The sequence below is a fragment of the Acinetobacter sp. YH12046 genome (assembly GCF_013419905.1).
In the GTDB taxonomy this organism is placed as follows: Bacteria; Pseudomonadota; Gammaproteobacteria; order Pseudomonadales; family Moraxellaceae; genus Acinetobacter.
In genome coordinates this window covers 21,104-34,826 of sequence record NZ_VOZF01000020.1, presented here as the reverse complement: position 1 = coordinate 34,826, position 13,723 = coordinate 21,104, and the positions used below count along the sequence as shown (strand labels likewise).

Genomic DNA, 13,723 nt, shown 5'->3' with positions numbered 1-13,723 from the left:
GAAGAGCGGTAAAAGTACATGTATTCCTTATACAGCTCTTAAGACAAATGAATACTCAGGCTGTCAGTTCTTGACGAACAATAGCTGCGCCAGCACTTAAAGCATTCAGTTTGCCTTGTGCGACTTGACGCGATAAAGGTGCCATACCACAGTTGGTTGAAGGATACAGCTTGTCAGCATCCACGAACTGAAGCGCCTTTCGTAAAGTATCTGCAACCTGTTCTGGTGTTTCAATTTGATTGGTTGCGACATCTATGGCGCCGACCATGACTTTTTTGCCACGAATCAGTTCAATCAGATCCATTGGTACATGAGAGTTTTGGCATTCAAGTGAAACAATGTCAATCTTGGACTTTTGCAGTTTCGGAAAAACTGCTTCGTATTGGCGCCATTCTGAACCTAGGGTCTTTTTCCAGTCCGTATTGGCTTTGATACCGTAACCATAGCAGATGTGTACTGCTGTTTCACATTTCAGACCTTCAAGCGCTCGTTCTAATGTGGCAATGCCCCAGTCATTTACTTCATCAAAAAATACATTAAATGCAGGCTCATCAAACTGGATGATATCTACACCTGCTGCTTCGAGTTCAAGTGCTTCCTGATTCAGGATTTTTGCAAATTCCCAAGCCAGTTTTTCACGGCTCTTATAATGAGCATCATAAAGCGTATCGATCATGGTCATTGGACCCGGCAACGCCCATTTGATTGGCTGCTTAGTTTGACTACGCAAGAACTTGGCATCATCTACAAATACAGGTTTCTTGCGAGCGACAGCACCCACGACGGATGGCACACTCGCATCATAGCGATTTCGAATACGCACCGTCTCACGCTTTTCGAAATCCACACCTTCCAGATGTTCAATAAAGGTGGTCACGAAGTGCTGACGGGTTTGTTCGCCATCACTGACGATATCAATGCCTGCCTGTAGTTGCTCATGTAGGGACAAGCTCAAAGCATCTCGCTTGGCTTCAAGGAGCTGCTCGCCTTCCAGTTTCCAGGGTGACCAAAGTTGCTCAGGTTCGGCAAGCCAAGACGGTTTCGGCAAGCTGCCAGCTGTAGATGTTGGGAGTAAAATGCTCATGTCTAATCTTCTATCTCTATATTCGTTAATTTATTTCTTCATTCAGGCAGTATGCTCTTGATGAGCATTATCTACAGTAAAATTTGCGGCCCACTTTTCAAGAATGTCTTTATACGGCTTAATAAAATTTTCTTCTGTCCATTTGCCCTGCTTAACTGCTAATTGACTACGCTCCACACGGTCGTAAACGATTTGTGTCAACGAATAATCCTGATAATTCAGGCTTGGTTGATAGATCAAACCTGCAGGCGAATTGGTGTTGTAAATTTCAGGACGATAAATCTTCTGGAAACTTTCCATGGTACTGATCGCACTGATAAGTTCGAAGTCCGTGTAATCACGCAATAAGTCACCGGCAAAATAGAATGCCAACGGTGCATTACCATGTTCAGGTTTGAAATAGCGAACGCTTAAGCCCATCTTTCTGAAGTATGCATCTGTACGTGAATAATCATCATTTTTATATTCCACACCGAGTACAGGATGCACATGTGCAGTACGGTAATAGGTTTTCGTGGTAGATACACTCAGGCAAATCACCGGCTGTTTCTTAAACTCGGCTTTAAACACATCTGAATGAATTAAATGCTGATAAAGTTTGCCGTGCAAATCACCAAAGTCGTCAAGCTTTGCATCAGCTTTATCACTGAAAGTTGGCAATACAACGCTAAAGTCATAATCACGTACATAAGATGAAAAGCTGTTGCCAGTCATGCCTTCAATGCGTTCATTGGTTTGATGATCAATGACGGTACTTTTCAGCATCTCGATAAAAGGGAAAGTTTGACCATGGCCTTCAACATCAAGTTCCGCAGAGATAATGTCAATTTCAAGGGAATAACGGTCGCCTTTAGGATTATCACTTGTCGCTAATGAATTAAAACGATGATTTATCATGGCTAGAGTTCTGCGCAGATTTTCCTGTCGACTTTCACCACGTGCCAGATTGGCAAAGTTGGTTGTTAAACGTGTGTTGTCTGCGGGTTGATAATTTTCATCGAAACGGATGCGCTTGATTGAGCATGTAAATTGATTATCCATGGAGATTCACTATCCTAAATTTTTAAATAAAGCCAAATTTCTGTATAACTTCATTTAAACGTGAATCTAGAGATGAGTAAAACGATATAAATTCAGTAAAACATGAGAGAAATTCACTATAGCTGAATTAATTGTATGAATACTTACTCAAAATTAAATAGAACGAAATACAGTTTCTCATTCAAAAATAAATATAGATCGCCTTTTATAAAAATGAGCTATCAATTTAATTTTAAAGGTAAAAATTATTGATGTGTCTTTCAATTGGCTCTTGCTGTAGCACCTAGTTTGCATCATTTATTTTAACAACACACAACTTCTGCGTATAAGCAGAACCGACATCGATATAGTGGCAATTATCAATTTGAGTATGGTTTTTTACAATCGTATGACCCAGATAGATCTCATCGATATTTTTAACGGTTCCATAGCGATAAGAATGATTGCGAATTCTCCCTCTACCCCAAAGAGCATTGGTATATGCTGAAGTTAAGCCTGGAATTCTATTTTCACCTTTTGCAATTTTCTTTTTAAATACATTCCAGTCATTAAGCGCAATATCTGCGTGTAAAATGCCAATCTTTTTATGTTTTAGGTTTAGTTCAATGGCCAAAGGAAGTGCAGAAAAAATTTCACTGAGTTCATCCTGTTTTTCGGTAGATAAAAGATAGAACCACTCACCGCCATTCTGGGCATGCATATCCTGAATCCATGCATCGTCACGGCCCTTAATACACATTTCCTCATGATTACCGCGAACGCAATAAAACCAGGGTTGACTAACCAATGAAACACATTCCAGGTTTTCATTACCTCGATCGACCAGATCTCCGGTACAAATCAGTAGATCTTTCTCAAAATTAAAATGAACTTTCTCTAATTCTTGCATGAGCAAGCTATAACAACCATGCAGATCCCCAACCACATATATGGCAGAGAAATCAGATCCATAAATTACCTTAGTTAAAGTGTTCATAAGTATCTTCTATAACATGAAACCCTGTCTGCCAAACCTGAAGCAAAAGATGATTCTTAAATCATATCTTTTAATTTTAATGCTGTTTAAAACCTTAAAGATGATTTTTTAACATTATTTATCTACTACAATTAAATTATTTTAGTCATAAAGCCCTTTGTAAAATATAGGAAAGTTCACATAATGTTAACTTTTGTATAAATATATTATTTTTTTGTAAGTTTAAGCTTACATCGATTGGAGCAAATACTCTATATCCTGTTTCCTCAATTTTTGACATTATGTTTCACATAAAGAGTCAGCAAGGAAAGCTGATAATAATCGCATTACAATGATAATAAAGTCGAAAGACAGCGAACTTACTGGGATGGTAAGTGATAAAAGTAGAGACTACAGCCGCTAAGCCTTATAGTTTTGGGAGAGACTATAAGGCTTTTATTTTATTAGCATCTACTTATTTATTGATTCGGTGATACTCGCCAAATCACGTTCCCTACATCATCAGCAACTAATATTGCGCCTTGAGCATCTGTAGCTACACCCACAGGCCGACCAAATGCATCTCCATTTTTGCTTAAAAATCCGGTCAGAACCTCTTGAGGCTGACCAGAAGGCTGACCATTTTGAAATGGCACAAAAATAACTTTATAACCACTATGAGGTTTCCTATTCCAGGAACCATGCTGGCCAATGAGTGCACCATCACGATATTGGGATATTAAATTAGCCTTATAAAATGTCAGACTCAGTGATGCAGTATGATTCCCCAATGCATAATCTGGCTTAATTGCTTTCGCGACCAGTTCAGGCTTTTGCGGTTTTACCCGGGTATCCACATGCTGGCCATAATAACTATAAGGCCAGCCATAAAAAGCGCCATCTTTTACTGAGGTCATATAATCAGGAACCAGATCATTGCCCAGTTCATCGCGCTCATTCACTACAGTCCATAATGCTTCACTCTGAGGCTGCCAGTCCATGCCATTGGGATTACGCAAGCCTGTAGCAAACGGCCGGGTTTTACCTGTAGAAAGATCCAATTCCATGATCAGGGCGCGTCCTTCTTCCTGAGCTATGCCATTTTCAGCCACATTACTATTGGAGCCTACCGTAATGTAGAGCTTTGTCCCTGCAGGATTGGCAATAACATTTTTTGTCCAGTGATGATTTAAGAGGCCAGCGGGTAAGTCCAATACTTTAGTGCCTTTTTCTTTGATCTGGGTCATACCTGGCTGATAAGAGAATCGCACTAAAGCATCTGTATTTGCGACATAAAGCATATTACCCACTAAGGTCATTCCAAACGGCGAGTTTAAATTTTGCAGAAATACTGTTTTCTGATCAGCAATGCCGTCTTGATCGCTGTCACGCAACAGGCTAATACGGTTGGCGCTCGGATAGGATGATCCTGCTCTTCTCATCACCATTTTCATGATTTTGCCTTTAATGCCTTTACTATCTTCGGGCTTAGGCGGAGCATCGGTTTCAGCCACCAGTACATCTCCATTCGGCAATACATATAACCAGCGCGGGTGTTGAAGGCCTTGTGCAAATGCTTGCACTTTTAAACCCGATGCCGGCGTCGGCATGACGCCTTCAGGCCAACCTTTTGCAGGGGCAATGTTGACGACCGGAAACGGTCTTGATTTTGGTTCAGGTAAAGACGGCTGAGCGCCATAACTATCTGTTACGGGTGTTTTGGATGAAACTGTACAGCCGGTAAATGCCAATATGATTACGGTACTTAAGGCTGATAGGAGAAATTGAGCCGCCATGGTATTTCCTTGCTTTTTGTTTTTATCTCTCCCATTTTAAAAGGTGGTTGAAATCGTAATGATATAGTTCTTGTAGTTTCTGGTTGTGGATTGATTGCCGTAAATATACTAGTGACGCAAGCTGCCCAAAGCATAGAACACGGTCTAATTTTTTACTTATATTCACTCCAATCTTCTTAAATAAATGGCCATGCAATACTTAATAAAAGTAAAAGTCCTAATACAGCACAACTGATTTGCCAGAAACGTAAAGGATCACGTTCAATCATGGTAGGAGCTTTGGATTTTAATAATTCCTTGGATGGGTGTTCCAGATCATGGATCAATTCAGTCAATGCCTCATAACGATGCATCGGCTCGATATTCAGTGCCTTTTTTAGAATCTGGTCTAACCAGAGTGGTAAATCCGGCCGATATTTTTGAATGGAATGATATTGAACTTTTTTCATCTGTTTCAATGACTTACATCGAGCTAAATCTGTACCATAAGGAAGATGTTTAGTCAGTAAATAATAAGCCATGGCTGCCAAAGAAAATTGATCGGACTGAATCGATGGTGAATGTTCAATGAAATATTCAGGCGCCATAAATGCCAAGGTACCAAGTGGCCGATTCACATGTTTAGGATTAATTTCGACTAAACCTCGTACAGCAGTTGAACCATAATCAATCAGTTTGACTTTAAGTGTATTATCAACGTTTAAGACCATAATATTTTCAGGACGTACATCTTGATGCAACATTTCCAGTCGGTGCATTGCATTTAAGGCCAATGCTGTTTGCTGCAAAATAGGGAGAATATCTTCCATCTGCAAAGGCTTGTTCTGTTGATGCAGCCAGCGATCTAAGGTTTCTCCCTGCAAATATTCATAACTCTGGAATAAATATTTTTTCTCTGATTGATGCGGATAACATTGCAGCAGATTTTCGTGCTTAAGACGCTTTGACACCCAGTCCTCAAGTTGAAACTGTTCAACAGCCTGTTCATCTTGTTGTAAATCTACTGCCAGAGTTTTAATCACTAGCGGTTGCCGATCATGATCGTGTGCCAAATACAGGCAACTGCGGTGATTTTGGTGCAGGATTTTGTCAATGGCATAGCCTTCAAATGCTTCACCTTTGCTGAGCTGGGGTGGAAAGACATAATCCTGGTGCATATAAAACTGATCTGGTTCAGGCAACTGCTCAATACGGAGCACTTGAAGACTTAAATTATCATCACTGCCCTGTTTTAAAGCCTGTTCAACCAGGAATTTGGCAAGCTGATTTAAGTGATCTGCTGCTAAGGTGAAATCTAATAATTGTTGGTCTGTAACAAATTCATAAACCCCATCGGTCATAAGTAAAAAGACATCTTTTTCTTTTAGTTCAAGGCTTTGATAATCAATTTCAATACGATAATCCACCCCTAAGGCACGACTGAGATAATGTTCTGTCGAAGACAGACAGACGCGATGATCATGGGTTAATAATTCAATTTCACCATCTCGGATTCGATAAATACGACTATCACCGACGTGAAAAATATGCGCCTGATGCTGCTTTAAAATCAGTGCAGATAAGGTACAGACATAGCCCCGGTCTTTATCGAAACGTCCCTGACTTTGTTGAGTTTGTGCATATAACCATGAATTTGTGGCGCGAATCACCCGTGCTGCTGAAGTCTGGGTGCTCCAGGCATCCGAAGTCGAATAATAATCTGAGAGAAAACTGCTGACGGCTGTTTCTGCGGCAATGTGACTGACATTGCTACTGCCGATCCCGTCGGCAATCGCACAAGCTATACCTTTTTGCTTCAGTACATGACCTTCTGGTAAAAAGATGCCATAAAAATCCTGATTCTGATCTTTAATACCAGCCGTAGAATACTGTCCAATAGCGACTTTTAATGTTTTTTTCATATTGAAAACTCAAAAAGGGATCATATTGATCCCTTTAAAAATGATTCATTATTAGAATTCTTTTTTCGCGCCAGTACGTACATGTGTGGTGTAAAGTGCCAGACCTGTTAAGGCTAAACCCCCTACCAGATTACCTAAAGCAACCGGTAATTCATTCCACAGGAAATAATCTGCAATCGAGAAGTCACCACCCATCATCATGGCAAATGGGAACAGGAACATGTTTACCACTGAATGTTCAAAGCCCATGGCAAAGAACAGCATCACTGGCATCCACATTGCGATGAACTTGCCACTCACTGTAGTTGACATCATCGCACCAATCACCCCTAAAGACACCATCCAGTTACACAGCATGCCGCGAATAAAAATAGTTATCCAACCTGAGAAACCATAAGCCGCATAACCTAAGGTACGGTCTTCACCAATATGAGAAATCTTTTCACCGACTGGATTCGGATCAGTCGCAAAGCCCATGGTATAAACAGCAGCCATCAGTACTGCAACGACTAAACACCCAGTAAAGTTACCTAAAAATACCAGTCCCCAGTTTTTTAAAATGCGTGCCCAGGTTACGCCAGGACGTTTATCCAGCCATGCCAGCGGTGTTAATACAAATACCCCGGTTAGCAAGTCATAGCCCAATAAATACAACATGCAGAAGCCGACAGGAAACAGTAATGCGCCAATCAGTGGCACACCAGTTTGCACTGCAATCGTAATTGCAAATACGGCTGCCAAGGCCAAAATCGCACCTGCCATAAAGGCACGAATCAAAACATCACGGGTTGCCATATGAAGCTTGGATTCACCCGCATCTACTACTTTTTTTGCAAACTCCGCAGGAGCAAGATATGCCATGTTGTCGTCCTCTTTTTCAATATACGGACCTGTTTTTCGAAAAAAAGACGCCTAAGATCATTGAAGACCTTAGGCGCCGTTGCCTTGAATATTAGAACAGGTAATGGTAAATGGCGTCGTTGCCATGTATATCGAAATAGAAGCAAAAGCTATGCCACAAATAATTAACAATCGCTTAAATATTCATTTTCTATTTAGCATGAACTCTAGAATGCTGTTGGCATGATATCTGCATTATCCGTTCTGCATACATTCATTTGAGAATAATATGGAGAGGATTATGATTACCCATCGTCAACAAGTAACTGACATGATCATTTCAGCGAAAGTTTTAAAGTCAATTAAGTGGTCAAATGTTGCCAAAGAGATTGGTCTTTCTAAAGAATGGGTAACCGCTGCATGTTTAGGTCAGATGGCGTTTAATAAAGAGCAAGCAGAAAAGATTGGTCAGATTTTTGGCTTAAGTGATGAAGCCGTTGCATGGCTACAGATCGTGCCATATAAAGGTTCCCTGCCAACCAGCGTACCGACCGATCCTTTAATTTATCGTTGGTATGAAGTGGTGAATGTATATGGTTCTACCATTAAAGAACTGATTCATGAAGAATTTGGTGACGGTATTATGAGCGCGATTGATTTTAGTATGGATATTCAACGCGAAGAAAATCCGAATGGCGACCGCGTCAATGTCGTATTGTCTGGCAAGTTCTTGCCTTATAAAAATTATTGATCAATATCATTTATAAAAAGCCATCAATGTGATGGCTTTTTTTTATTTCATTTTTCTTTTTATATTTGAGCATTAATCTCATTCTCTACATGAAAAAAATTTAGCGAATATACTTTATAAATTTAAAAAATTAATATGAAGTCAATAATTTACATATTATTTTACTAAAATAAATCGTTTTTATTTTAAGCAAAATCTTAACCCCTTCTTCTTTTAATCTGCTTTAACTGCAAAGTATTCCTCTATCAATGAGTAATTTTTAATTTAAATTTCCTATTGTATTTAGATTGATTTAAAAATATCTAATCAATAACATTAGCAATAATTATTATCATTTACATTCATTAAAATGTTTTATACCAATCATCCAACTTTCAAGCTATCTTTGCTCAGTTTTGCCATATTGATGACACAGCAAAGTTTTGCAGAAAATAGTCAGCAACTTCCTACCATCACGATAGTCACTGATGCAGCACAAACAACAGAAAGCTCTGAACAGACTAAAAGCTATATTATTCAAAATTCTGCAACAGCTTCTAAACTAAATATTCCTCTTAAGGAAACGCCACAAACAGTGAATGTAGTGACGCGTCAACAATTAGATGACTTTGCACTGGATAATACCCGTGATGTACTCCGCAACTCACCGGGGATCACTGTAAGTAACCAGGAGACCGAACGAACTTCTTATCTATCACGTGGTTTTGAAATCTCAAACGTATTGGTAGACGGCGTTGGGATTCCGCTTGAAGGCTATAACTACAATAATGACAATCCAGACAGCTTTTTATTTGACCGTATAGAGATCGTTAAAGGTGCAAATGCCTTAAATAATGGTATTGGCGATCCGGGCGCTACCATTAATATGATTAGAAAACGCCCTACTCAGGAACTTCAGGCCGCGTTTAATACCAGTTATGGTTCATGGAATACCCAACGTTATGAAGCAGATGTTTCCTCTCCCCTGACACAGGATGGAAAAATCAGAGGCCGAGTATTTGGCTATCAGCAGACAGGTGATAGTTATCTGGATCACTATGAACTCGAAAAAAATGGCATTGGTGCAGTGGTTGAGGCTGACCTGACTGATTCGACCTTAATAACTGCTGGTTATACCGAAACGAATCATAATCCCAATGGTGTCAATTGGGGTTCCAATCCTTTAATCAATACTGAAGGTGAACAGTTAAGCTATTCAAGAAATTATAATTACAGTCCGGACTGGGCCTACTGGGACAGTAATATTAAAAACTATTTTGCCGAGATCGAACAACAACTTGGTGCTGATTGGAAAGCTAAACTGAGTTATGAGGAAAAACGGACTGACCGGGATTCAAAACTTTTATTCCTGTCCGGTAAACCTGGTGCTGACGGTACTTCAGGTATTTTCTTATATCCAGGTATGTATATTGATGACAACAAGGAACAGCAGGCCAGTCTGAGTTTTAGTGGCACCTATCCACTTTGGGGACAACAACATGAGGCATCTTTTGGCTATATCTGGGCTGAAAACAATCTGAATGAGTTAGGTTATGCAGGCAGCTTTACCAACCCACTTACCACAGATTTATCCAGTTTTACGCCGCCCGAACCAGTTTGGGATATGTCAAAAACCAGTGGTGAAATGCACATCCGGCAAAAAAACCAAAGCCTATATGCCGCCACCCGTTTACATATGACTGACGATCTGAAACTGCTTTTAGGTGCCAACTATGTTCAGGCTGAAAGTACAGGCAGCAGTTATGGAACAGACACGATTTATGATGAGAATAAGCTATTACCTTATGCAGGCCTGACTTATGAATTTAGTGCTGAATATACAGGTTATCTAAGCTATACCTCAATTTTCCGTCCACAAACAACTAAAGCGCTGGATGGCAGTATTAATAAACCGGTTGAAGGTGAAAGTTATGAAGCCGGGATTAAAAGTTCCTGGCTAGATGATAAGCTCACCGCCAACATGGCCGTATTCAGAACAGAACAAAGCAATTATCCGTTGCGAGATTCTGACGGTATCCCGACTTTACGTAAAACCCAGGTGAGTGATCTACGTTCACAAGGTTATGAATTCGGTTTGGCTGGTCAGTTAACGGATCATTTAAATCTAAGCTTTGGCTACACTCAGTTTAGTCTTAAAGATCTGATCAACGGTGGTGATGCCCGTACTTTTAATCCTAATCAGTCTTTCAATCTTCTGACCACCTATCAGGTGCCACAGATTCCAAAACTGAAATTGGGCCTTGGTGTGCAATGGCAGGATAAAACTTATCTAGAAGTTCCTGAAGCTGCTACAGAGGGTGTTGTTACCCAACAAGCAGGCATTATCAAACAGGATGCATATGCGCTTGTGAATCTGATGGCCAGTTATGAACTCAATGATCACATTACTTTGCAGGCCAACGGGAATAATCTGACCAATGAAAAATACTTATTTAATTTCCCGAATCAGCAAGGCTTCTATGGTGCACCGGCAAATTACAGTGTGGCCGTAAAATTCAAATATTAATTTTTCGCTTGAGCTTTGAAAGAATATTCGGAGCTCATTTTCTTATATGTAAACAATAATCAGGTAGAATTCATGAAAAAAATCATTACTTTGACAATTGGACTGTCACTGACCCTTTCTGCTCAGGCCCATATGCTTTGGCTAGAACGTGCTTCAGATGCAAAAACACATGCATTCTTTGGTGAATATAGTGAACAGCTCAAAGAGACTCAAGAAGGTGCCTTAAAGTCATTCAGCCAAGCAAAAGCGATTCAGACTAAAAAACAATTTAGTCCCCAACTACACCAGGATCATCTGGTCTACTCTACAAAAGATCAAGCAGATGTAGAGCTCTATCATGAACTGATCTATGGGGAATCCTTACTCAGCTATCACGCGAAATCCGGCAGACAAAACCTGAAAGCAGACTCAGAGCTGGATATCGTACCGGTTCAACCGAACAGTAATACTTTTACAGTCATGTATCAGGGTAAACCCGCTGCGGATGTCAAAGTGACTGTCTATTCCCCACAGCACTGGCTTAAAAACTATACGACCAACAAGCATGGCCAAATTAATATTGCTACGCCATGGAAGGGTCAATATGTACTAGAGGTGAGTCAAGAAGTAGACAAGACAGGAAAATTGAATCAGCAAGTGTATAAGAAACAGTACCTGGTCACGACCTTAAGCTTCGTGCATTAAGTTGCCTCAATATTTATTTATACAGATTCATATAAAGGCCTTTCCATGATTTCTACCCTTCAGCCACTTGCTATCCTGTATCGATTAGGCATGAGCTTTGGTATTGGTTATTTATGTAGTTATCTGATTGCTCTCGATCTGGCCTATTTTTTACAGGCGAGTTTACCCAAAGCTGAATCGGTTTATCTGGCTGCCTTTATTGCCCTCATTTTTTATGTCTGTTTTGTGATTGGAATCTTCTGTATCCAAAGTCTTAAAACACTTTCAGTCTATAGCCTGATTCCTCTCATTGTTTTATTTGTCATTTCCCGCTTCATAGGTTAAACCATGCATAAATCTGTCCGTCAATCTATGGCATGGCTACATTCATGGCTAGGTTTAAGTTTTGGCTGGCTCCTCTTCGCGATCTTTTTAACAGGTGCGGTTACCTATTATCGCCATGAAATTACAATGTGGATGCAGCCACAATTTGTCATGATGCAGGTGAACCAGGAAACAGCTTTAAAAACTGCTTATAGCTATTTACAGCAACATGCACCTGATGCACAGAACTGGTATATCGGGGTAGCAAATCATGATTTACCGGTTAATAAAATTTATTGGCAAACTGCAGAGGGTGCTTATCAACTTAAAACCTTGGATGCTATGACAGGTAAGGAATTAACGCTTTCGGCTACACAGGGCGGAGATTTTTTCTATAACTTTCATTTTCAGCTATATGGCGTACCTTATACCATTGGCCGTCTGATTGTCACCATTGCTGCATTCATCATGTTGATGACCCTGATTTCCGGAATCATTACCCATAAAAAAATTCTGACCGACTTCTTTACTCTGAGAGCTTTTAAAGGACAACGTTCCTATCTGGATTTTCATAATGTCAGTTCCGTCATTGCGCTACCGTTCTTTTTAACTATGACTTTTACTGGACTGGCTATTTTCTTTTATATTGTTTTGCCTTCTGGCATGAAGCAGCTATATCCAGAAAATCCATTTCAATATTTTGAAGAAATCCGAACCAAAAATGTGCTTGCTCCCTCTGCTGTGCCCATTAAAACGGAGATGTTACCGATTCAACATTTTATCACTACGGCGCAGCAGCACTGGGGAAAATCAGAATTTGACAATATTACCGTGAAGCAGCCGAATACCCAGCTGGCAAAGATTACCTTAACCGAATTGAAAGATCATTCTATTACCCGCAATCAGGCACAACTCGTATTCAATGCGACGACAGGCAAATTGCTTGAAAACACCCGTAATGACAGTGCAATTGCTACCCTGAATGCTGGAGTATATGGTTTGCATATGGCACGTTTTGCCGAACCTGTTTTACGTTTCGCCCTATTTTTCTCAGGCATATTAGGCTGTGCCATGATCGCTTCCGGATTATTGCTCTGGAGCCTGAAACGACAGATGCAGAAAAAATCGGATCGTTTTCACTTTGGATATTATCTGGTGAATCGTCTGAATATCACCATTATAATTGGTTTACCTATTGCCATGCTGGCTTATCTTTATGCAAACCGTTTGATTCACATTCCTGTGGGCACCACAAATTATGAAATCTATATCTTCTTTAGTATTTGGCTGAGTAGTTTTATCTTGGCCTGTTTAACGCCACAACAGCATTTATGGAAAACGCAGCTTAAAATTCTCATCTGTGCCGCTTTTATGCTTCCACTCATCGACCTGTATTATTTGTGGTCCCAGCATTATCTGGATTCTTTTGCGAACTATTGGCTGTTTTTGCGTATCGATCTGATGCTCTGGATCTTGGCACTTCTCGCTTACTTCCTACATCAGAAAATTACACCTATCCAGCAAAAAGCTGTTCATAAAATTCAGGCCAAGCTTAAAACTGCACAGCAGGAGTCTTCTTCATGATATGGATGGCAATAGTAGGACTGATCTGGATGGCCTGTTTTGGTTTTTATGCAGTGAGTGAAAAACAGATTTTAAAAACCAGACAGTCTCGATATTCTTTTCTGGTGAGTTATCCGGTCATCGTTAAATTGATCTCAGGCAGTCTTTTACTATTGGTATTGTCCCTTTTACGAACTCAATTCAGTAGTAGTATTAGCTTTATGGCACTTTGGGTTGTTATAAGTCCAATCGTATTTATATTTATTCTGAAGATGAATAATTTAAAACAAAGAAAAATT

The 13,723-nt window shown here is 40.0% G+C and carries 11 protein-coding genes; 5 read left to right on the top strand and 6 right to left on the bottom strand.

Features of this window, described 5'->3' with window-relative positions; genetic code table 11:
• Positions 1-55 precede the first annotated feature (55 nt).
• From FTU03_RS11440 to FTU03_RS11415, 6 genes are all read right to left on the bottom strand, one after another.
• The gene (locus FTU03_RS11440; protein ID WP_179993025.1) at positions 56-1,084 is read right to left on the bottom strand and encodes a methionine synthase; all 1,029 of its coding nucleotides are present in this window, start codon (positions 1,082-1,084) and stop codon (positions 56-58) included.
• Positions 1,085-1,126: 42 nt separating this feature from the next.
• The gene (locus tag FTU03_RS11435) at positions 1,127-2,125 is read right to left on the bottom strand and encodes a putative oxygenase MesX (RefSeq protein ID WP_179993026.1); all 999 of its coding nucleotides are present in this window, start codon (positions 2,123-2,125) and stop codon (positions 1,127-1,129) included.
• 283 nt (positions 2,126-2,408) lie between these two features.
• Positions 2,409-3,101: a metallophosphoesterase gene (locus FTU03_RS11430; protein WP_159123558.1), complete on the bottom strand. Its 693-nt coding sequence runs from the start codon at positions 3,099-3,101 to the stop codon at positions 2,409-2,411.
• Between the two features lie 458 nt (positions 3,102-3,559).
• Positions 3,560-4,876 (bottom strand): sorbosone dehydrogenase family protein, encoded by a 1,317-nt coding sequence (locus FTU03_RS11425; protein WP_179993027.1) that lies wholly within the window; start codon positions 4,874-4,876, stop codon positions 3,560-3,562.
• 176 nt (positions 4,877-5,052) lie between these two features.
• Positions 5,053-6,777, bottom strand: coding sequence for a bifunctional protein-serine/threonine kinase/phosphatase (locus FTU03_RS11420; RefSeq protein ID WP_179993028.1), 1,725 nt, complete (start codon positions 6,775-6,777; stop codon positions 5,053-5,055).
• 51 nt (positions 6,778-6,828) lie between these two features.
• Positions 6,829-7,638, bottom strand: coding sequence for a formate/nitrite transporter family protein (locus FTU03_RS11415; RefSeq protein WP_125278664.1), 810 nt, complete (start codon positions 7,636-7,638; stop codon positions 6,829-6,831).
• A 280-nt stretch (positions 7,639-7,918) separates the two neighbouring features.
• Here FTU03_RS11415 and cynS point away from each other — a divergent pair, with 280 nt between their 5' ends.
• The 5 genes from cynS (at position 7,919) to FTU03_RS11390 (ending at position 13,445) form a co-directional block, all read left to right on the top strand.
• Positions 7,919-8,368, top strand: coding sequence for a cyanase (gene cynS, locus FTU03_RS11410; RefSeq protein ID WP_159123561.1), 450 nt, complete (start codon positions 7,919-7,921; stop codon positions 8,366-8,368).
• Between the two features lie 349 nt (positions 8,369-8,717).
• Positions 8,718-10,874: a TonB-dependent siderophore receptor gene (locus FTU03_RS11405; protein ID WP_179993029.1), complete on the top strand. Its 2,157-nt coding sequence runs from the start codon at positions 8,718-8,720 to the stop codon at positions 10,872-10,874.
• A 72-nt stretch (positions 10,875-10,946) separates the two neighbouring features.
• Complete coding sequence (locus tag FTU03_RS11400; RefSeq protein WP_159123563.1) at positions 10,947-11,558, top strand: DUF4198 domain-containing protein; 612 nt, start codon at positions 10,947-10,949, stop codon at positions 11,556-11,558.
• Between the two features lie 45 nt (positions 11,559-11,603).
• On the top strand, positions 11,604-11,882 hold the full coding sequence (locus FTU03_RS11395) for a hypothetical protein (RefSeq protein ID WP_166138842.1): 279 nt from the start codon (positions 11,604-11,606) through the stop codon (positions 11,880-11,882).
• Positions 11,883-11,885: 3 nt separating this feature from the next.
• Positions 11,886-13,445: a PepSY domain-containing protein gene (locus FTU03_RS11390; protein ID WP_179993030.1), complete on the top strand. Its 1,560-nt coding sequence runs from the start codon at positions 11,886-11,888 to the stop codon at positions 13,443-13,445.
• Positions 13,446-13,723 lie beyond the last annotated feature (278 nt).

Excerpts from the sequence above, each read along its gene's own strand:
- FTU03_RS11440 (WP_179993025.1), bottom strand. The coding sequence starts at position 1,084 with ATGAGCATTTTACTCCCAACATCTACAGCTGGCAGCTTGCCGAAACCG.
- FTU03_RS11435 (WP_179993026.1), bottom strand. The coding sequence starts at position 2,125 with ATGGATAATCAATTTACATGCTCAATCAAGCGCATCCGTTTCGATGAA.
- FTU03_RS11430 (WP_159123558.1), bottom strand. The coding sequence starts at position 3,101 with ATGAACACTTTAACTAAGGTAATTTATGGATCTGATTTCTCTGCCATA.
- FTU03_RS11425 (WP_179993027.1), bottom strand. The coding sequence starts at position 4,876 with ATGGCGGCTCAATTTCTCCTATCAGCCTTAAGTACCGTAATCATATTG.
- FTU03_RS11420 (WP_179993028.1), bottom strand. The coding sequence starts at position 6,777 with ATGAAAAAAACATTAAAAGTCGCTATTGGACAGTATTCTACGGCTGGT.
- FTU03_RS11415 (WP_125278664.1), bottom strand. The coding sequence starts at position 7,638 with ATGGCATATCTTGCTCCTGCGGAGTTTGCAAAAAAAGTAGTAGATGCG.
- cynS (WP_159123561.1), top strand. The coding sequence starts at position 7,919 with ATGATTACCCATCGTCAACAAGTAACTGACATGATCATTTCAGCGAAA.
- FTU03_RS11405 (WP_179993029.1), top strand. The coding sequence starts at position 8,718 with ATGTTTTATACCAATCATCCAACTTTCAAGCTATCTTTGCTCAGTTTT.
- FTU03_RS11400 (WP_159123563.1), top strand. The coding sequence starts at position 10,947 with ATGAAAAAAATCATTACTTTGACAATTGGACTGTCACTGACCCTTTCT.
- FTU03_RS11395 (WP_166138842.1), top strand. The coding sequence starts at position 11,604 with ATGATTTCTACCCTTCAGCCACTTGCTATCCTGTATCGATTAGGCATG.
- FTU03_RS11390 (WP_179993030.1), top strand. The coding sequence starts at position 11,886 with ATGCATAAATCTGTCCGTCAATCTATGGCATGGCTACATTCATGGCTA.